At 63.1% G+C, this 19,892-nt stretch carries 17 protein-coding genes and 1 other annotated feature; of the genes, 9 read left to right on the top strand and 8 right to left on the bottom strand.

The window, feature by feature from the left end; genetic code table 11:
- The first annotated feature begins 257 nt into the window (after positions 1-257).
- The gene (locus tag HY726_11995) at positions 258-3,623 is read left to right on the top strand and encodes a DUF3883 domain-containing protein (GenBank protein MBI4609717.1); all 3,366 of its coding nucleotides are present in this window, start codon (positions 258-260) and stop codon (positions 3,621-3,623) included.
- A gap of 179 nt (positions 3,624-3,802) precedes the next feature.
- Positions 3,803-4,168 (top strand): NYN domain-containing protein, encoded by a 366-nt coding sequence (locus HY726_11990; protein MBI4609716.1) that lies wholly within the window; start codon positions 3,803-3,805, stop codon positions 4,166-4,168.
- Here HY726_11990 and HY726_11985 read toward each other — a convergent pair.
- Positions 4,151-5,233, bottom strand: a complete 1,083-nt coding sequence (locus tag HY726_11985; GenBank protein ID MBI4609715.1) for an IS630 family transposase — start codon at positions 5,231-5,233, stop codon at positions 4,151-4,153. The two genes, HY726_11990 and HY726_11985, sit on opposite strands and share 18 nt — an antisense overlap.
- A 199-nt stretch (positions 5,234-5,432) precedes the next feature.
- On the opposite strand from HY726_11985, the gene HY726_11980 reads away from it, so the two are divergent.
- The 6 genes from HY726_11980 (at position 5,433) to HY726_11955 (ending at position 13,795) form a co-directional block, all read left to right on the top strand.
- Complete coding sequence (locus HY726_11980; protein ID MBI4609714.1) at positions 5,433-6,158, top strand: DUF1156 domain-containing protein; 726 nt, start codon at positions 5,433-5,435, stop codon at positions 6,156-6,158.
- A 269-nt stretch (positions 6,159-6,427) separates the two neighbouring features.
- Complete coding sequence (locus HY726_11975; GenBank protein ID MBI4609713.1) at positions 6,428-8,089, top strand: hypothetical protein; 1,662 nt, start codon at positions 6,428-6,430, stop codon at positions 8,087-8,089.
- Between the two features lie 1,495 nt (positions 8,090-9,584).
- Positions 9,585-10,541: a hypothetical protein gene (locus HY726_11970; protein ID MBI4609712.1), complete on the top strand. Its 957-nt coding sequence runs from the start codon at positions 9,585-9,587 to the stop codon at positions 10,539-10,541.
- Positions 10,542-10,553: 12 nt separating this feature from the next.
- Complete coding sequence (locus tag HY726_11965; protein ID MBI4609711.1) at positions 10,554-10,835, top strand: DUF4258 domain-containing protein; 282 nt, start codon at positions 10,554-10,556, stop codon at positions 10,833-10,835.
- Positions 10,832-11,032, top strand: a complete 201-nt coding sequence (locus HY726_11960) for a DUF2283 domain-containing protein (protein ID MBI4609710.1) — start codon at positions 10,832-10,834, stop codon at positions 11,030-11,032. Before HY726_11965 ends, HY726_11960 begins: the two co-directional genes overlap by 4 nt.
- Positions 11,033-11,035: 3 nt before the next feature.
- On the top strand, positions 11,036-13,795 hold the full coding sequence (locus tag HY726_11955; GenBank protein ID MBI4609709.1) for an ATP-binding protein: 2,760 nt from the start codon (positions 11,036-11,038) through the stop codon (positions 13,793-13,795).
- 356 nt (positions 13,796-14,151) lie between these two features.
- Here HY726_11955 and HY726_11950 read toward each other — a convergent pair whose 3' ends face one another.
- From HY726_11950 to HY726_11935, 4 genes are all read right to left on the bottom strand, one after another.
- Positions 14,152-14,580 (bottom strand): type II toxin-antitoxin system VapC family toxin, encoded by a 429-nt coding sequence (locus HY726_11950; protein MBI4609708.1) that lies wholly within the window; start codon positions 14,578-14,580, stop codon positions 14,152-14,154.
- Positions 14,577-14,876 carry a type II toxin-antitoxin system Phd/YefM family antitoxin gene (locus HY726_11945; GenBank protein MBI4609707.1) on the bottom strand — a complete coding sequence of 100 codons (300 nt, stop codon included), beginning with the start codon at positions 14,874-14,876 and terminating at the stop codon, positions 14,577-14,579. Before HY726_11945 ends, HY726_11950 begins: the two co-directional genes overlap by 4 nt.
- A gap of 39 nt (positions 14,877-14,915) precedes the next feature.
- Positions 14,916-14,997 (top strand) — a sequence feature (possible 23S ribosomal RNA but 16S or 23S rRNA prediction is too short).
- A 625-nt stretch (positions 14,998-15,622) separates the two neighbouring features.
- Complete coding sequence (locus HY726_11940) at positions 15,623-17,362, bottom strand: PQQ-binding-like beta-propeller repeat protein (GenBank protein MBI4609706.1); 1,740 nt, start codon at positions 17,360-17,362, stop codon at positions 15,623-15,625.
- 226 nt (positions 17,363-17,588) lie between these two features.
- Entirely contained in the window at positions 17,589-17,729 is a 141-nt protein-coding gene (locus HY726_11935; GenBank protein ID MBI4609705.1) for a hypothetical protein, read from the bottom strand.
- 247 nt (positions 17,730-17,976) lie between these two features.
- Here HY726_11935 and HY726_11930 point away from each other — a divergent pair, with 247 nt between their 5' ends.
- Positions 17,977-18,318: a hypothetical protein gene (locus HY726_11930; GenBank protein MBI4609704.1), complete on the top strand. Its 342-nt coding sequence runs from the start codon at positions 17,977-17,979 to the stop codon at positions 18,316-18,318.
- A 32-nt stretch (positions 18,319-18,350) separates the two neighbouring features.
- Here the strand turns inward: HY726_11930 and HY726_11925 are convergent, their stop codons facing one another.
- The 3 genes from HY726_11925 to HY726_11915 form a co-directional block, all read right to left on the bottom strand.
- A complete protein-coding gene (locus tag HY726_11925) occupies positions 18,351-18,773 on the bottom strand; it encodes a PIN domain-containing protein (protein ID MBI4609703.1) in 423 nt (140 codons plus the stop codon).
- On the bottom strand, positions 18,770-19,267 hold the full coding sequence (locus tag HY726_11920) for a hypothetical protein (protein ID MBI4609702.1): 498 nt from the start codon (positions 19,265-19,267) through the stop codon (positions 18,770-18,772). The genes HY726_11925 and HY726_11920 overlap by 4 nt, the downstream gene beginning before the upstream one ends.
- Positions 19,268-19,660: 393 nt before the next feature.
- Positions 19,661-19,813 (bottom strand): hypothetical protein, encoded by a 153-nt coding sequence (locus HY726_11915; protein MBI4609701.1) that lies wholly within the window; start codon positions 19,811-19,813, stop codon positions 19,661-19,663.
- Between the last annotated feature and the right edge of the window lie 79 nt (positions 19,814-19,892).

The raw sequence follows: 19,892 nt of genomic DNA, 5'->3' as shown, positions 1-19,892 counted from the left end.
GGCCACAATCTCAGGGTCGCGACTCGAGGCGGCTACCACGCAGACCACGCTTGTCGTGAGCGCGGGCACCGAAGCGATCCAATATGCCCGTTGCCGCGCGGACCGAGTTGCCTTCAGATGTCGGTTGGACAAGTGGTTTTTTCTCAGTATACTCGCGGTGATTCGTACCCAAGTCCGCCGCGAAGGAGGAGGGCTTGGCCACTGATCTACCCGTTCAGGAAGGCCAAATCCTAACCGGGCCCCTGTTCAGCGAGCCCATGCGGGTGGAGACCGTGGCACCAAATGGCCCGGCCGCTTGGACCCTGGGCCTTGTCGGGACCCAGACCGAACGCTTCCGCCGGGTCTCGCTGACGAAGGACCAACTCGCCACCCTAACGATCCTCTCGCCCACGTGCTCCTACACGGGCGACGGCGGACTGGTCCGGCTGGGACTCCAGGCATATGCGCTCGGTATCGCCTGGGAGTACGACCCCTATTTCGGGCTCTCGATTTCCAGGGTGGACCCGCTCCCCCACCAGCTAGAAGCGGTCTATGACTACCTCACGAAGGTCGCCCGGGTGCGGTTTCTTCTGGCTGACGACGCCGGTGCCGGGAAGACGATTATGGCAGGGCTCCTGATCCGGGAGCTGAAGCTCCGCGGTCTCGCCGATCGCATTTTGATCGTGATTCCGGCCAACCTCGCCTTCCAGTGGCAGCGAGAACTTCGGGAGAAGTTTGACGAGAAGTTCCTGGTCCTCCGAGGCCCGGACCTTCGCGTCCAGTTTGGCGTCAACCCATGGCTAGAACACGCCCAGATCCTGACCTCACTCGACCTCGCCAAGCGGGACGAGATCCTTCCGAGCCTCCGCCAGAGCCACTGGGATCTCGTCGTCGTGGACGAGGCCCACCGGATGTCCGCGGCCGCCGAGGACAAAAAGAGCCTTCGCTACAAGCTGGGGGAACTGCTCCGGGAAATTACCGACCACTACCTTCTCCTGACGGCGACCCCACATAGGGGCGACCCTGAGAACTTCTCCCTTTTTCTCCGCCTTCTCGACCAGGACGCCTTCGCCGACGTGAAGTCGATCCGGGAGGCCATGGACCGTCGCCGGGCACCCTTCTACCTGCGTCGCACCAAGGAGGCGATGGTCTACTTCCCCGAGCGCCAGGAGGACGGCACATGGGCCGCTCGGAAGATTTTCACGAAACGCATCCCGCATTCGGTAGAGTTTGCCATCGATGGCGATGAGTTCAAGCTCTATCGGGACGTGACCCATTTCGTGAAGGCGCAAAGCGCACGGGCTGCCGCCCAGGAGGAGGACGTTCGCGCCAAGGCAATCGGCTTTCTCATGGCCCTTTACCAGCGGCGTTTGGCGTCTAGCACTCACGCCCTGCGTCGGTCCCTGGAAAACCGTACGCGACGCCTTGGCGAAAACCTGAAGAAGGCCGCCGAACTCGCCCGCCTCGCGCCGCCTGAGCTACCGACTGCGGAAGAGCTGGAGGAGATGGAGGATCAGGAGCGTGAGCACTTTGAATCCCTCCTGGAAGCCATCAGCCTCTCCCAGCATCCGAAGCAGGTCGAGGAAGAGATCACCGAGCTAAATCGCCTCGCGGCTCAGGCCCAGGCTGTTGAGGACTCGGTCTCGGAGGAAAAGCTTGCTCGCCTTAAACGCCTTCTCCAGGAGGAAAGGTTCTTTGATCGCCCCGATCAGCGTCTGCTCATCTTCACCGAGTTCAAAGACACCCTGGACTACCTAGTCCAGCGGCTCAGGGGATGGGGGTTTCGGGTCGGCTTTATTCACGGCAGCATGAAGCCCGGCACCCGCGAGGAGCCCGGTACCCGCCTGTACGCCGAACAGCAGTTCAAGGACGGCGAGATCCAGATCCTTGTCGCCACCGAGGCGGCTGGGGAGGGGATCAACCTCCAGGTCTGCCATATCCTGTTCAACTACGACATCCCTTGGAACCCCAATCGCTTAGAGCAGAGAATGGGGCGCATCCACCGCTACGGTCAGACCAAGGACTGCCTGATCTTTAACTTCGTTGCCGTCAATACCATCGAAGGGCGTGTGCTTCAGAAGCTTCTCGTAAAGCTCCAGGAAATCCGTGATGCCCTCGACGACGACGCGGTCTTCAACGTGGTGGGCGAAATCCTCCCGGCCGCCCACATGGAGCGGGTCCTTCGGGACTACTATGCCGGCCGCCTCGGCGACCAGGACTTGGAGGACCGCCTGCTCCGAAACGTCAACGAGGAAAGCTTCCGGGCTATCTGCCAGAACGCCTTGGAAGGGCTCGCCTCCAAGACTCTCAACCTCGACATGCTCATCGAGCGGCGCGCCAAAGCTCAAGAGCGCCGGATGGTCCCCGAGACTATTGCTCGCTTCCTCCGCGAGAGCGCCCCCCAGGTCCCAATGACCCTCCGGGAGGTAAAGGCCCTGCCGCATACCTTCGAGCCAGCGGCAGTCCCGGCCACTCTCAAGCGGTACGAGCGAGAGCCCGACTGGCGGCTCCCCCCTCTCGTGACGCGTTATCCGCGCCTTTCTACTGACCGGGAGATCGCAGAGACGCATCACCTGGAGTGGGTTACCCCGGGGCACCCACTCTTCGAAGCCCTTCGTCGCCATGCCCTCGCTCAGGCCCGGCCCCACTTTGCTCAGGGAGCCTCCTTCTACGCCCTAGATGTTACGGAGCCCGCCCGCCTCGACGTTTACCGAGCCCGAGTGGTGGACGGCCTTGGCCAGGTCATCCATGAGCGCGTCTTTGTCGTACGTCTCGTCCAGGGGCAGGAGCCCGCGCTGTACGAGGTAGGCGTCTTCGGGAACCTCCAGCCGACTCCCGCGCCAGCTACCCTCCCCCCTGTGGCCTCGGAGCCCGAGGCGCTCACGTGGCTCCACCAGGGGGCTCTTCATCCGTTCCTGGAGGAGGTCCATGCTGAGCGTGTGGCCGAGATCGATCGAATAGCAGCTCATGTCGAACTGTCCCTCACTGAGCTGATCGAGAGGGAGGACCGGCTGATCGGCCGGCTCATGGAGGACAAGGAACGCGGTGCCGAGGGCGCCGCGGGGAACCTGGCCCAGGCCGAGGAACGACAGTCCGTCCTCCTTAACCGAAGGGAGCGCCGCCGAGAGGAGCTAGGGCGACAACGTGCCCTGTCCCTCCAGGCCGTTGAGCGGATCGCGAGCGCCCTAATCCTCCCGCATCCCGAGGCCACTAAGCCCGAGATCCAGCGCCTCCGCCAAAACCCTGAGACTGAGGCCGCCGCCATGAGCGTAGCCATCGAGTACGAACGGGTTCAGGGGCGTGCCGTCGCCGATGTCCACGAGCAGAACTTGGGCTACGACCTGACCAGCCTCGATACCCGGACCGGCGAACTCCGCCTCATTGAGGTCAAGGGGATCGGCGAGGCGACTGGCTCTGTCCTCCTGACCCCGAACGAGCGTCGTGTAGCCGAGGACCGGCGCGACTGCTATTGGCTTTACGTTGTGACCCACTGCAATACAGCACCTATCCTCCAGGAACCCATCAAAGACCCAGCTCGCTTCCCGTGGCGCGAGGTCAAGAAGGTGGACCATTATTGGCTTGAAGTCGATGCTCTCACCCAACCGATGCAGGTCCGTGAACCCCCGGCTCGGTATGAGGCTTGACAAGGTACCGATCAGTGCGATACTTAGTTTGTAAGCGTGAATTACCCCCCCACTCGTCCCGGGCAACCTGGACGGTGGGCTATTACCCCCCCGGTGTCCCGCAAGGGACGCCGGGTTTTCTTTTGAGGCTACCTCCGAGCCAATCCAGGTGACCATTGCCTGACCGAGTCGCAGTTTTCATGGATGGTGCGAATATCTACAGAGCATTCAAGGCTGCCTTTGGCTCGGCCAGGTACTCTCCGCTAAAGCTGGCCATGGAACTGTCGGCAGGGCGGCAGCTCGTCCGGGCGAACTTCTACATCGCCGCTGTCCCGCAGCAGATGGGGGCGCAGCTCTATGCCAACCAACAGCGATTCCTGAATAATTTGAAGCAGCAGCAAGGTCTCACCCTCTGGACTGGCCGTATGGCTGTGACCAACGGTCGCTGGTACGAGAAGGGCGTGGACGTGAAGATTGCCACGGACATGGTGGCCATGGCTTACGCGGGCGACTACGATGTGGCGATTCTGGTAAGCGGTGACGGGGACCTAGTGTGCTGTCCCTAACGCTTCTTTACAACGGTGGATCTTGCCCAGGATCATGTCCGCATCCTTCGTCCACACGAATCGCGTCGGCGCCTCATTGTACGTCCGGAGGTACTTGTTGATGGCTGCGATGAGCTCTTTCACACTGCGAAAGGTGCCGCGTCGGATGCGCTTCTGGGTGATCTCGCCGAACCAGCGCTCCACCATGTTGAGCCAGGAACTCCCCGTGGGGATGAAGTGTAGATGAACCCGCGGGTGGCGCTTGAGCCAGCGCTTCACCGGCGGGCTCTTGTGGGTGCTGGAGTTGTCGACGATCAGGTGGAGGGCCAGCGCCGGGGGCGTCTCGCGATCGATGTGCGCCAGGAAGCGGATGAACTCCTTGCTGCGATGGCGCGGCAGACACTCCCCGATCACCTTGCCATCGAGCATGCTGAGCGCCGCAAACAGTGTCGTCGTCCCGTGCCGCTTGTAGTCGTGCGTCTGCCGGGCCGGAATGCCCGGGCGCAGCGGCAACAGCGGGGCTGTCCGGTCCAGCGCCTGAATCTGGCTCTTCTCGTCCACGGACAGGACCAGCGCCTTGTCGGGGGGATCCAGATAGAGGCCCACCACGTCGCGGAGCTTGTCCACAAAGTGGGGATCCCGGGAGAGCTTGAAGGTCTCGACCCGGTGCGGCTGGAGCCCGTGCTGCTTCCAGATGCGGTGGACCGTCATGCGCGACAGGCCCTGGGCCGTGGCCATCGTGCGGATGGTCCAGTGGGTCGCGGCGGGCGGCGTCGTGTGCAACGTGGCCTCCACGACCCGCTGGACGACCTCCGGCGCGATCGCCTTCTTGCGGCCCGGCCGCCGCGCGTCCCGCATCAGCCCGGGCACGCCCGAGCGCGCGAAGCGCTGGCGCCAGAGCAGCACCGTCGGCCGGCTGATGCCCAGCTGGCCGGCGATCGCGTGATTCGGCACGCCCTGGCCGGCCAGGCGCACGATGCGCGCGCGCAGCGCCACCTTCTGCGGCGTTTTCCCGGATCCCACGAGGAACTTCAGTCGCTTCGCCTGGTTCGCGTCGATCCAGAGGGCTGGTGCTGGTGTGAACATGGCGACATGATACACCCCACACGGCTCTATTGTCAAGATATATTTGGGACACTACACTAGCGCCGGCGGTCCGGGAGGTTCGTCAGATCGGTCGCGTCGTGGAGAACGCTATGCCCCGCGCCCGCCGCTCCTGGCACCTCCTTCAGGAAAGCTCGAAGTTTGTCGAAATTGACGAGGCGATTTTCCAGCGTTGCGTTCTATGATCCCCAAGGAATGTAAGCGGCTGGCGGAGGTGGATTTCCCAATCGCTGAGGTTTCCAGGCACTCGGCGCGGGAGAAGTCGATCCGCCACGGGCACCCCTCCACGCTTCATCTCTGGTGGGCACGGCGACCGCTGGCGGCCTGCCGGGCCATGCTGCTGGCGCTCCTCCTCCCCGACCCGGCCGACTCTCATTGCCCGGATGAGTTCAAGACCAACGCACGTACGGCCCTGAGGCGACCACTGCCCCAACCGAGAGGAGCCACCGACCTCGATCTCCGTCGGGCGCTTCTCAAGTTCATCGCCGACTTCGCCAACTGGGACGCCTCTGCCGACCCGGTGTTCTTGGAGGCCGCACGCGCCCTAGTCAGGGCAGCCCATGGGGAGGAACTTCCCCTGGTCGTGGACCCCTTTGCGGGCGGCGGCTCAATCCCCCTAGAAGCCCTGCGCCTCGGGTGCGAGACGTTCGCCAGCGACCTGAACCCGGTTGCCTGCCTGATCCTAAAGGTGCTTCTAGAGGACGTCCCACGATACGGCTTAGAACTCGCCGAACGTGTCCGTCAAGAGGCGGTCTCCTTGAAGGAGCACTTAATGAAAAGTAATCTCTATCCAGTTGGTCCAGACGACCGGCTAGCCTCGATTTTCACGCGACGGAGTGGAGCTAACAAACTTGGCTCGGCCCCCCGCTCGCTGAGCGCAGATAGCGGGGAGATGTCTCACGAATAGAGTTATGTCATTCGGTGTAGAGAAACTGCGGGTCTTGCAGAACGACCGGCAGAAGAGTGCCGTGATGGGCGTGTCGCGGGGCGCGGGCCGGTCGGGGATTCTCCCGAGGGGGAAGGCGCCAGCCCCAAGGCGTAGGGGGCGATTTTTCTTGACGGCCCAGGATGTTGTTACTGGTAGACTCATGGATGATGCCTTCACCCAATGGGATAACGCTGGACGACCGCTTCTTCCTGGAGCCCCGGCATCCGCGCCAGCGGCAGTACGAGGCCTTGCGCGCCTACATCGTCGACGGCTGGCCCTCCGCCGTGGCCGCCCAGTCCTTCGGCTACACCACCGGGGCCTTCCGGGTGCTCTGCCACAAATTCCGCCACGGGGCGCTGGGGGACTTCTTCCGCGACATCCCCCGGGGGCCGCAGGTCCGGACGAAGAAGGACCCGGCCCGGCCGCTCATCGTGGCTCTGCGGAAGCAGAACCTCTCGATCTACGACATCCTGGATGCCCTGACCCAGCAGGGGCACCCCCTCAGCCTCACCGCGATTCACGAGGTGCTGCGCGCCGAGGGCTTCGCCCGGCTGCCGCGCCGCCGCGACGAGGAGCGGCCCCAGCGCCCGCGACCCGAGCGGGCCGCCGTGGCCGACGTGCGGCAGTTCCACCTCGCTCCGCGCCGGTTTGCGACCGCCCTGGGGGGCCTGTTCGTGTTCGTGCCGTGGCTGGTGCGCCTGGACCTGGAGGCGCTGGTGGCCGCGGCGGGCCTGCCCGGCACGCGGATGATTCCCGCGGCGCATGCGGTGCGGGCCACCCTGGCGCTCAAGCTGACGAGTACCGAACGCAAGAGTCACGTCATGGACCTGGTCTTCGACGAGGGCCTGGGGTTGTGGACCGGGCTGAACGTGCTGCCCAAGACCACCTTCCTCAGCCAGTACTCCAGCCGCCTCGGTCCCCGGCGCTTGGTCACGCTGCTGGAGGGCTGGGTGCGGACCCTGCGGGAGCAGCAGCTTCTGCCCGGCCGCTCGTTCAATCTGGATTTCCACTCGATCCCGTTCTTTGGTGCCGACGAATTCATCGAGAAGCACTACGTCTCCCGGCGCAGTCGCCGGCAGAAGAGCGTGCTGGCCTTCCTGGCCCAGGACGGCGACACGCGGGTGCTGTGCTACTGCAACGCGGACCTGCGCAAGGGCGAGGAGGCGGCGGAGGTGCTGGCGTTCGTGCGCTTCTGGACACGGCAGACCGGCAAGCCGCCGCCGCACCTGGTGTTCGACTCCCAGCTCACCACCTACCGCAAGCTGGCCGAGTTGAACGCCTTGGGGGTGATCTTCATCACCTTGCGCCGGCGCTCGCCCGGCCTGCTGCGGGAGATGGCCCTGCAGCCCCGCGCGGCGTGGCGCACCGTGCATCTGGATGTGCCGCAACGGCTCTACCAAACGCCCAAGGTCATCGACCAGCGGGTGCACCTGCGCGCCTACGGCAAGGCTCCGCTGCGCCAGCTGTTCATCAAGGACCTGGGCCACGAACAGCCGACCGTGCTCTTGACCAACGATTTCCACGCCACCCCGTCGGCGTTGATCATCCGGTACGCCCGGCGCATGCTCATCGAGAACGGCTTGGCCGACGCCGTGGACTTCCTCCACCTCGACGCGCTGAGCTCGGCCGTCGCCTTGAACGTCAGCTTCGATGTCTTGCTGACCACGATGGCGACCGGGCTGTATCGCCTCCTGGCCCACAAGCTCCGCGGCTTCGAGCGCGCGCAGCCGCGTCAGATCTGGCGGCGATTCCTGAAAAGTCCCGCTCACGTCCAGGTCACGGCGACCGAGGTGGTGGTGGAACTGCCACGACGCGCCCACAACCCCATCCTGATCGCCTCGGGCCTGCTCGACGAGCGCACCGCCGTCCCGTGGTGGAATGGCCGCCAGCTCCGGTTCGAAATTCCCTGACGACCGCCTCACAATGTTAGTCCTTTTGGTAGCGTGAAAATCGAGGCTAGCGACCGCCTATCTTTGGTCAAGAGTAGTGCGCTGTGAAGCACCCGAATGTGGAGCGATCTTCCCCCTTCTTCGTACCTTGTGGCTGTCACGTCGCGAGAATCGACCTTGGGCCTTGCGCCTTGGAGTAGTTCGTCATAAGAACCAAATGCCGACTATCCAAATCGAGGTCTTTACCCCCGCAGGGTCGGACACTGTGGGAGGAGGAACTGTTGCGGGTGGAAAAGCAGTGTGTCCCGCCTGCTCGTCCGTTATGCCCCGAACTCGTATTGAGGCGCAGTTAAGAAGTCAAGGTGGAGGCACGAATTCTGCGAGACTTATTGCCATTGCCACGAGCGATGATGCGGGACGTGGGTTCCGTGCTCCTCTGGACTCTGACCTTATCCCTGTGTCTCGGGCCAGATCGCTTGACGAGGATCTCAAGCGGCAGACATATCCTGAGGGCCGCTCAGTTCTACCCGACGAGCCGCTGAACCCCGTCCGCCCCTCGCCGAACGCACGTGGTCTGTCAGCGGTAACGCGGTACGGGATGAAGGCGTTTTCCGATTGCCACTTGGCGAGGCAGAGGGTCATTCTGGCGGCAGCTGTTGATTTTCTTCGGAAACGTGGGAGCGCGGGAACAGGCCTGGACCAGGCAATAGGACGTTGTTTGCTTATCATACTCAGCCGGTGCGTGGACCGCTGGAGTAGCTGTTGCCGACTGGACTCGACGCGGGATACTGTCACGGGTTCCTTTTCAAAGCAGGCGCTCCAGCTTGTATGGGACTTCTGTGAGGCGAATCCAGCAAGTGCGTGGTCTGGCGGCATGGATAACGCGGTTGAATGGGTCCTTAAGGTCCTTGAAAATACTTCAGTAAGCATAAGGGAGGTCGGCCAAGTGCAACTCGCTGATGCGCGGGGACTTCCGTTGCCAGATCACGGTGTCCAGGTTTGGTTCACGGACCCCCCTTACTACGATTCTGTCCCGTATGCGGACCTGTCGGATTTCTTCTACTGCTGGCTAAGGCGCGCGAACCCGGATGATCCTGTCTTTTGTGACCCTTTCGATTGTTTGAATGCCCTTACGCCGAAACTTCAGGAGTGTGTGTGGAATCAAGCTTACGACGTTGACGGGAAGATCAAAGATGCGCGCTTTTTCGAGGAATGCATGCGACAGGCGTTTGAGGAAGGACGTCGTGTCCTCACGGAAGAGGGCATCGCATGCGTAGTTTTCGCGCACAAGACAACGGAAGGCTGGGAGGCACTGCTAAGCGGAATAATCGGAGGCCGTTTCGTCGTTACGGCTTCATGGCCGGTTCAGAGCGAAATGAAGACTCGGACTGCTGCGAGGGATGCGGCCTCACTAATGGGAAGCATCCATTTGGTTTGTCGGGCGCGTTCCGATGACGCACCAGTCGGCGACTGGGGCGACGTTGTCGGCAGGCTTCCAAATCGGGTGAACGAGTGGATGAAACGGCTGCAGGATGAGGGATTGCGCGGCGCGGACCTAGTGTTCGCGTGTATAGGCCCGGCGCTGGAACTGTTTAGCAAGTATCGCCAGGTTGAGACACCTGACGGTGAGGTTGTCAGACTGTCGCCGAATCCTGATGCGAAGAGCGAGCCGGCCAAGCGTGGGTATCTGTCGTATGTCTGGGAGGTCGTGGGGCGGACGGCACTGGCCCAGGTGCTGGGGGAGGGGGAAGCGAAGACCGGGAATAGTGCGGCCGGCGTTCTGGAGGAGGACGGTCGCCTTACCGCCCTCTTCCTGTGGACGATTCAGAGCACGAGCATTGATGAGAACGGGAGGAAGGGCCAGAAGGCGTCGGAGGATGGGAATGACGAGCCGGAAGACGAGGAGGAAGAAGAGGTTGGTGGGAGGAGCAGGAAGAGAGGGCTTACGCTGATCTATGACGTCGCCCGACGCTTCGCCCAACCTCTCGGCATTCACCTGGACCAGTGGGAGGGCCGGATCATCGAGACGGAGAAGGGGATCGTCCGCCTCTTGCCTGTCCGTGAGCGCACTGCCCAGCTCTTCGGCGAGGACGGCGCCTCGGGGGTCGCTCAGCGAATCGAGGCCACGGCAAGGGCGGGTAAGACGCCTGCCCAGGCTACTCTCTTTCCTGAACTCACGTCCCCTCTCTCCGTTTCCGCGAGGAAGGGTCGGAGCAAAGCGCGTCCCCAAAAGGCCGTGGGCAGCATGGAGGACCTGGAGGCTCGTCGCGATGCTACCACCCTTGACCGTATCCACGCGGCCATGCTCCTCCAGGCCGGTGGAGCCTCGAACGCACTCCGCGTACTACTCCAATCTGAGATTGATCGCGGCCCCGACTTTCTGCGCCTTGCCAACGCCCTCTCTGCCCTCTACCCCAAGGACAGCGAGGAGAAACGCCTCCTGGATGCTATGCTGCTTGCGGTGCCGAGGTGAAGGCCCAGCTTGATGGCAGAGCCGGTGACCGAATATGTCATTACGCCACATGCGGCGTTCGAGATGCAACGGCGTCGGCTGAGTGAGGAAATGATCCGAGCGGTTCTTGCTGCGCCTGAGCAGCAGCTCCACCTGCGTCCCGGACGGGTCGTCCTCCAATCGCGGATTTCTGTAGGAGTTCCCCCCAGGACGTACCTTATCCGGGTGTTCGTGGATGTCGGCCGTGATCCTCCAGAAGTCGTGACCGCATATCGCACCAGCAAGATTTCCAAGTACTGGGAGGAAGGACCATGAAGGTCGCTTACGATCCGAGAACGGATACGCTCAGTGTGATCCTGAAGGAGAACACACACGTCGCGGAGAGCGATGAGGATAAGCCAGGCGTCATTCTAGACTACGACGAAGAGGGAAATCTGGTCTCCCTGGAGATCCTGGATGCCTCCAAGCGCGTGACAGACACACGGAAGATGGAGTTCCAGCTGACGGAGTAGCCGATGGAGCCCTGGTACAAGGTTGCGCTGCCGCGCGCGGAGGTGCGCGAGGGCCGCTCGTTCAATCCGAATGAGTTTGCCATCGCGCTGGACCAGGTAGTCGCCGGGCGGGGGCCTGAAGACTATCGGGACCCGAAGAAGTTCATTGCCAGGACCTATTTCACGCGTGCCCTCCGCGAGCACGTTGGGATGGTACTCCGGCGGCTGGCTGGCCAGACGGCGAACACCGCTCCGGTGTTGACCCTCATTACCCAGTTTGGCGGTGGAAAGACCCACACCTTGACGACCCTCTATCACCTTGCCAAGAGCAGGCAATCGATCGCGGAGACGGAAGGCATCGCATCGCTTCTACACGATGCCGGCCTTGCGGAGATACCCAAGGCGACCGTAGGGGTTTTCGTTGGCAACGCGTGGGACCCGCGGGAAGGGCGGGAGACGCCCTGGCTTGACCTGGCATGGCAGCTGGCCGGCGCGGAGGGCGTGCGGGCGCTCGGGCCGACGGCCAAGACGACGGCGCCTGGTACCGACGCCTTGGCGCGTCTCTTCGAGGCTGCTGGTGGGCCGGTCCTGATCCTCTGCGATGAAGTGCTGAACTTCATGAACCGCCATCGGACAATGGCTGATGGCCTCTATGCGTTCGTACAGAACCTTACGGTAGCGATGACAGGCACAACCCACGGCGCGGCGGTTCTGAGCCTTCCCCGAAGTCCGGTCGAGATGACGGAGTGGGACCTAACCTGGCAGGAGAAGCTGTCGAAGGTGGTCCGCCGGGTGGCCAAGGATTTGATTGTTGGCGATGAGACCGAGGTGAGCGAGGTGATCCGCCGCAGGCTGTTTGAGACAATCGGCCGGGATACCGCGATCAAGGCCGTGTCGAGGCAGTACGCCGACTGGTGCTTCGAGCGGCGGGCGCAGCTTCCCCCCGAGTGGACGGCCGTCGATACGGCTACGACGGAGGCCAAGGCGAGGGAGTTCCTACGCACTCGCTTCGAGGCGTGCTATCCATTCCACCCGTCTACCCTCTCAGTCTTCCAGCGGAAGTGGCAGGGCCTCCCGCAGTACCAGCAGACGCGAGGGACCCTGGCGATGCTGGCCCAGTGGGTGTCGCTGGCCGCACGCGACGGGTTCATGAAGGCTCGCCGTGAGGCCCTGATTACCCTGGGGTCGGCCCCGCTGGACCTCCTGGAGTTCCGTTCGGTGGTGCTGGGGCAGCTAGGAGAGGCCCGCCTAGAGTCGGCGATCGACACTGATCTAGTTGGCCAGAACAGTCGTGCCCGTGCCCTGGATGCCGATACTAAAGGCGCCTTGAGGGACATCCACCGGCGGGTGGCCTTGGCCATTCTCTTCGAGTCGTCGGGGGGCATGGTGGAGAAGGTGGCGCACCTCCCCGAGCTGCGGTTTGCTATCGGCGAACCTGAGGTAGAGACGACCAGCGTGGATAACGCCGCCACCGCCCTGGAGGCCAAAGCCTACTACCTACGGAAGGTGGGCACTGACGGCTATCGCTTTGGCTTTCAGCCGCGGCTCAAGAAGGTGGTCAACGACCGGCGGGCATCACTGGGGGAGGAGGAAGTCGCCAAGGCGGTTCGAGCCCTGGTGAGGAAGGAGTTCGAGCGGGGAGCCTCATTGCCGATGTTCTGTTTCCCCCCCGACGGCTCCGAGATCGTCGATACCCCCCGGTTGACCCTCATCGTGCTGGACCCGGCACAAGAGTGGGAGCCGAAAGGAGACATCCAGGGACGGGTTGCGACATGGACTCGGCAACGAGGCGGATCAGACCGGCTATTCCCCGGCGCCCTGGTTTGGTGCGCGAAGAGGCCGGGGCGTGATCTGCGGGACAAGGTAGAATTGTGGCTGGCATGGCAGCGAGTCCACGCTGAGCTGACTGAGGGTCTCCTGGGAGCCGAGTTCGATAAGAACGAACGGGCGGGGGTTGTGGCCGAAGTGAAGGAAGCGGAAGACGAAGCTCAGAGCGAGGTATGGGCTGAATACCGTTTCGTGATTCTTGCAGACCCCGGCGCTCCAGATGGGATCAGGGTTCTCGACCTTGGACCAGGACATCGTAGCGCCAACGAAACCTTGTGCGGGCGCGTGATCACCACGCTCAAATCCCAGAACTACCTGAACGAGTCTGTGGGGGCGGGCTACATCGAACGAAAGTGGCCTCCCGCCTTCAAGGACTCTGGGGCGTGGCCGCTGTCCGGTCTCAGGCAAGCATTCCTCAATGGATCTTTGACCCGCCTAGTGGATGCCGACGCGGTCCTGAAAGGAAAGATCCTGGAGTCTATCCTGAAGGGGGACTTCGGTCTCGCCTCCGGCCAGCAAGCCGGGGGCGGCTTCTCCCGGGCTTGGTTCAAGGAGGCGACTTCGGCGGACGAGGTGGTCTTCGACAGCCAGACTTACTTGCTCCTCCCCGCGGTGGCCCAGGCGCTCAAGGTGGCCCGAGAGCAGCCAGTGCCCCCGGAGCCCGGCGGGGGAGTAGGGGTAGTCGTGGATGGGGGCCCAAGGCCCAAAGAAGCCCCGCCGGAGGGACCTGTTGCGGGTGTCCGCCGTATTCATCTCCGAGGATCAATCCCGCCCGAAATCTGGAACCGGGTGGGCAACAGGCTCGTTCCTAAACTTCGCGGCGGCGCAAGCCTTGACATCTCCCTGGGGTTCGATGTGGAGGTCCAGGCGGCGAGCTTCAACCATCTGCTCAACGAGATTCAGCAGATCCTCTCCGACTTGGCCCTGAGCGACCGCATTCAGGTGGAAACCGACTAAGGTCGAGTCCGGGGGAGAATGTCCAATGTTCGATACACCGGGCCGACGGTGCGAGATGGTCCGATACCCCCGAGTAAGGGCTTTCATGAGCCACGCTCTTTTGCGGGGGAAGCCACCGACACCGAAGCTGAGCGCATCGGTGCTCCGTCTGCGGACCCACGTCCTGGTTGCGCCTGGGTTGCGTCCCGTGCTACGTTCTGCCGTGATCTGCAATGTGTAACTCTCTAAATAGCCGAACTTTCGGAAGGGGAGTCACTACTTCTGGAAGTTCCGACCTGTGCTCTGACGGCTGGAAGGTGCCCGCAGGACCCGGGCGCTCTGGTTTCAGCGGAATTCTCCACGCCAGACCGGACACGTCAGTCCGCGCTCAGCACGTGAAATCCCTCGCGCTCTGCAGCGATGGCCTGCTGTTGGTCCAGGGTCACGAACTCGATCGTCGCCGGATCGTCCTCGGCGGCAACAAGAGCAGCGCCGATCTGAAGGGCGTCGGCCGCCCTCACGGGATGAGTCTCCACGATGCGCTCGGCATAACGCCGGACCGTTTCCACCGCCGTCACCTCGGACCAATGCCGCCAGGCGCTTAGAATCTCCCGGCGGGCAGTGAGAAGACGCCGGGTAGCGCCAGGTTCCTGCCGCCGGCGGCGCGCGAGAGCGGACAGGAGCTCCACCCGTGTGAGCGTCCAGACGACGACTTCGGGGTCTTCACGCACCCAGCGCTCAACTTCGACGGTGGCCCGTTCGGCGACGACCAGGGCAACGAGCGCGGAGGTATCCCAGAACCTCACCAACCGCCCTCGCGCTCGCGCAGGAGGTCCCTCAGCACGCTACCCCGAAGGCGCGGGGGTTTTCGCTTTCCGAGCCACTCCGGCAGGCCCCCCGCGCCTCGGCGAATTAACCCCCGCCGTTCGAGTCGTACCAGCCGGGCCTCCTTACCCCGCGCGCCACGGGCGGTCGGCTGCAAGGGAACGAGTTGGGCGACGGGCTGATCCCGGTCGAGCACTAGTACCCACCCGCCACCGCGGACATGGTCCAGATACCGGGAGAGATTGTTCTTTAGCTCGCCAATCTTAGCCTTTTTCATGTGGCCATTTTAGCTATATTCATTCGACACGTCAAATCGGATGTCGGCTCATCGCATGCTGGGGCTGGAGCAGGTCCAAGGGTTGGGCTGTTCGCCCATTAAAGCGGTACGTGAGCTGGGTCCTGCGCGCGGAGGCGCAGCGCTTTCATACCATCATAAACGCCATTCTCGGACTGCTCGAGGCCACGCTAGGGATTCAAGAACGGTGGCGATATCGCGGGAGTGCAGGTGGTCCCTCCGGAGCTGCTCGATTAGCGTACCCTGAACTGGTTGAGCCAACCCCATTATAGGCCAGGGCGGCTACAGCCGCTTGGCCATCACCTGCTGCTCCTCAGCCTCGAGCAACTCGCGCACGGCCGGAGATATCAAGCCGGAGAGGGTCTCTATCCGCGGATCGGAGCGATCCCTGGACTACAAGTCGACGAGTCCGGGGATTCGGGACGAGCCATCATCATCGGGGAACTCACGAGGCGCGTCGCTTCGCACGGATCGAGGTAGAGAGCATAGCCGACATCTCTGAAAGCGCCGCACCGAGTCAACGCTCAGGCGCTCTCCGCCTTCTCCCGACAAGGTCCCACAGGCGTATTCGGCCCGCAGGCCGCTCCGAGGTGATCCCTCGGAGGCGAGGGCCTGGGAGCCTGCAGGACGCGGCTCGACGGTGGGGGCCTATATCTCCCCCCTTTTCGGGCGATTCGGGCTTCTCACCAGGTGTCGGGGCCGTCTCCTCGCCTCGATCTGCGGCTGTGCTACTGACCGGCTTCGGGGAGGCCGAACGCGGCAAGGATCCCCGGCCGGCGCGCGGTCGGCGTGCGAAAAGGCTCGGCGCCACCGACGGGGACAAAAAGCATCATCTCCCCTCTGGAGTTGGCTCCCAGCGAGGCCCCCGAGAGCCCGAGCCCGCCGAAGAGGATCCGTCGGAGCAGCCGCCCTGTTTGGGCGTCCAGGGCGTAGAAGACCCCTCCCCGGTCTACGGCGTACACGACCCCACCGCTTACGATGACCGCCGCGCTCTGGTAGCGGTGGGGCATCTCGAACTCCCAGCGGATCGTCCGCGTGGCGAGGTCGATGGCGTAGAGGGTGGACCGGTGAGGCGGCTCGTCGAGCACCTTCCAGCGGTAGCCTTCGATCTTCCCGCCCTTGTAAGAGAGCTCCTCGTGGAGGATGTCGCCGCTTCCGTGGATCACTGTCCCGCAGGCGGTCTGGCTCACCACGTAGAGGATGCCGTCGGCGAGGGCCGGGTAGTGCGCGATCCCTCCGGACGGGCCGGGGCAGACGACTTTGCCGACCAGGGCTTCATGGGTCGCCGTCATGTCCGCCCCGGCCCCGGCGTTGTCGTTCAGGGTGTTCTGGTGAAGGCCCACTCGAATGGGCTCGTACACAGGCTGTCCGGTCGAGGCGTCGAGGACGTATACGTAAGAGTTTTTCGACCCGTTGATCACCACCTTCCGCGCTACCCCCTGGATAGGCAGAGTCGCCAGGATGAGGCTCCAAGCCGGCTCGTGCAGGGTGAGGTCGTGGGGGTTGCTCTGATAGTACCAGATCAGCTCTCCGGTGGCGGCGCGGAGCGCCACGATGGACGAGCTGTAGAGGTTCGGGCCGGGACGGACCGCCGCGTTGAATTCCGGGGCCGGGTTGCCGGTGGTGGAGTAGACGAGGCCGGTGTCGGGATCCGCGGCGATGAGCGACCAGAGCGTTCCGCCGCCGATCAGGTCGGTCGTGCCCCAGTCGCCCGGGTACGGCGGGATGTTTCCCCTGCGGGCGTCACGGTTCCAGCCAGGATCACCGCCTTCGGGAGGCACCGAGAACCAGCGCCACCGGAGTGAGCGGGTCCGGAGACCGTAGGCGGCCAGGAAGCCGCGCCCGCCGTAGATGCTGCCGCCGCCGGGGCGGAGAAAGAGAAGATCTCCGAGGATGGCGGGAGCGTTGTTGCCGAAGTAGCGGCCCCGGGTTCCGGGCACGCCCCGGCAGGTCTCGGGAATCGTCCAGCGCACGCCGCCCCCTTTGGCGTCGATCGCGTAGAGGGTGCAGTCGGAGGCGAGCATCAGGATCATCCCGGCGTGATAGCGAAGCGTGCGCTGGGAGAGGACGCGCCCCCACCAGGGCTTCTGCGGAAAAGTCCCGACGTCCACCTGGAAGTGCCAGAGCTCCCGGCCGGTCAGCGCGTCGATGGCGACGAGACGGTTGAAGTTGGTGGCGACATACACGGTTCCCCCCACCACGAGGGGAGTGGTCTGGACCCCCATGGCGCGGCTCAGGTCGGGCTGGTGAAAGGGGTTGTCGGGGACCTGATAGATCCACTTGAGCTCGAGCGCCTTCACCGTCTCCCGGGTGATCGCCGTCTGGGGGCTCGCGTTCGTGTTCTGAGCGTCGTACGCCGGAAGCGCCCAGTCGAGCCCGGGCCGGGGCTCGGGCGTCTGGGCGACGGGAGCCCCGACGCCTCCGAGGACCCCAGCGAAGGGCAAGAGGAGGAGCGCCCGCCGGATCATCGCCTAGCGCCCGACCCGCTCAGGCCTGGAGGTTGTAGAGCCGCCGCGCAGAGCGCAGATACGATCATGGCCCAACAATGTGAGACGGACCATAGCCAGAATAAACGCCCTGTCGGTGCTTCCGCTCAGGCCCGCCAGCGTCCTTGCCCCGGGGTCCGACCCCTCCCGGCGTGATGTGCATGTCCCGTCGAGAGCATGGCAGATGCTGATATGGAAGGACCAGTTGTCAAGCGTTTTCGTCTGGTCCCCGGCTTCGTCGTCCCAGTATATTCCTGACGGCGTCGGCGTGGGGCGGTTTCGGCAGAATCGCGACCACGACCTTCCGCTTGCTCTCATCGAGGGCCACGTAGATGGTATTCTTCTCCATGACCGGCCTCCTTCGCCTGTGGCTCTGTTCCTCACCCGGAACAACCCACGAATATGCGATAGGTCAGGTCGGTCCTTCTATTGTCTACAGCGTGGATGAAGAGCTGGTCAAGCGGAAACGCTGACGCGGGCGGCCATCCGGCTGCGTGGAGGGGATTAGCCCCCCGGCGGCGCTTCACCCCCACGCCCAGCACCGGCTCCGGTAGGGACAGTCCGCGCAGTGCTAGCCCACCAGAAAGGAGTTAGCGATGCCCTACCCAGTATTTCGCCCGCGCCGCCTCCGCGAGTCACCGCTCGTGAGGAAGATGGTCCGGGAGACCACGCTTCAGGTGGATGACCTGATCTACCCGCTCTTCGCTGTCCACGGGCGAGGGGTGCGGGAGGCGATCCCCTCCATGCCCGGGCAGCACCGGTGCTCGGTGGACGAGCTGGTGAAGGAGGCCAAGGACGCGGCCTCCATGCAGATCCCCGCGGTGCTCCTCTTCGGGGTCCCCGCCGGCAAGGACCCGCACGGCTCGGAAGCGTACGCTGAAGACGGGATCGTCCAGCAGGCGGTGCGAGCCATCAAGGACACCGTGCCTGACCTCTAGAACGCCGCTTCGCCTCCCCAGATCGCTCCGCGCTAAAGGGGGGATTTTGAGAGGGACGTGACAAACTGAATGCCCGGTATGGTCTTTTCCGTCAGTCGGTCGTCGTTGGTGATGAAGAGGTCCACCCGGGCGTGGGCCGCACAAGCAAGTTGAATCGCATCGGGAGGCCGGATGTCCCGGTCCCGGCGAATGCTCGCGTAGATGCGAGCAGCGTCTAGATTGAACGGAATTACAACGGATCCGGTAACGATGGCGGCTTCGTATTTCTGTCTGAGGGGCTCGCTCCCCGCTTCAGCGGGCTTCACGAGCACCTCGCCGAGCGTCAGCGCCGACGTGTAGAGCTGGTCGTTTCGACTCAACATCCGCTTACGCAGCGCTGCTGCCCGTTCGGAGAACTCGCCGTAGTCCTCGATCAAGTAGATAAACAGGTTCGTGTCCCAAAAGATCCGACTCATTCCCAACCCTGACGCAGACGGCGCACATACGCATCAGGGGCCTCACTCCCCCAGATCTCTTTGCCGAGGCCGCGAAGCTGGAGAATGGGGTCGGCTTTTTCCACGTCAGTTCGTGTTGCAACATACTCGGAGAAATACCAGTCCACCAAACGGTGGTACTCCGCCGGGATTTCTTCCTTCTCCGGAACCATCTTGGAACCATCTCGGGCAGGATGGTAAGGATCTCCCGGTCGGAAAAGTCGGCGGGTGTTTTTACCGGTTGCGAACAACATGCGATACCGGCCGGGATCCGGAGGCCGATTCGCAACGCAGTGCTGACGTGCGTGCACGTATACTCCGGGGCGCAATTTGCCGGTGATGGCTTCCTTTGCGGCTCGATCAACGATCTCCTGGACTGCGAAGTCCTCTCGGGACGAATTCTCTCTATGCAAAAGTGCTGCAGCAATCCAGGTTTCATCCGCGACTTTGATTGAGGGCTTCGAGGAGACGCCCATTTCGTTTTTAACTCCTCGATTCGGTAGTAGCCTAATTCGAAATCATGCCGAAGTGATGCAGGGCGCGCTCGATAGCCGGTTGCTTATCAGGCGGGCAGGGAACTTTAGAGTCATAGGGAATAGTTGCCCCCACTCCGAGGGCAACGGCTGATAATTCGGCTCTGTCATGGCTTCCCCTGCGGACGGCGTCCTTACCGGTCGGCTACGACACTACCCTTGATTTCATTTTCTACATGGTTACATGGTAAATTGGTATGTACATCATGTCAAAGATAAAATTTAGAAAGAGGGAGTATTGGCTATCTATTAAGATTAATTATAGATTTTTAAAGTTTGGCCTTCGCCTCTTGGATCGCAGGTCAATGGCAGATGCTGATATGGAAGGACCAGTTGTCAAGCGTTTTCGTCTGGTCCCCGGCTTCGTCGTCCCAGTATATTCCTGCCGGCGTCGGCGTCCAGGAGCTGATGGGGCGGTTTCGGCAGAATCGCGACCACGACCTTCCGCTTGCTGTCATCGAGGGCCACGTAGATGGTATTCTTCTCCACGCTCATCTCTTCGCGCGCCGATCGCACGTCCTCGCCATACGCCTTGACAGCATCCCCGCAGGGCATATAATTTATGCAT

It is taken from the genome of Candidatus Rokuibacteriota bacterium (genome assembly GCA_016209385.1).
GTDB lineage: Bacteria > Methylomirabilota > Methylomirabilia > Rokubacteriales > CSP1-6 > JACQWB01.
This window is presented reverse-complemented; position numbering and strand designations above follow the sequence as displayed.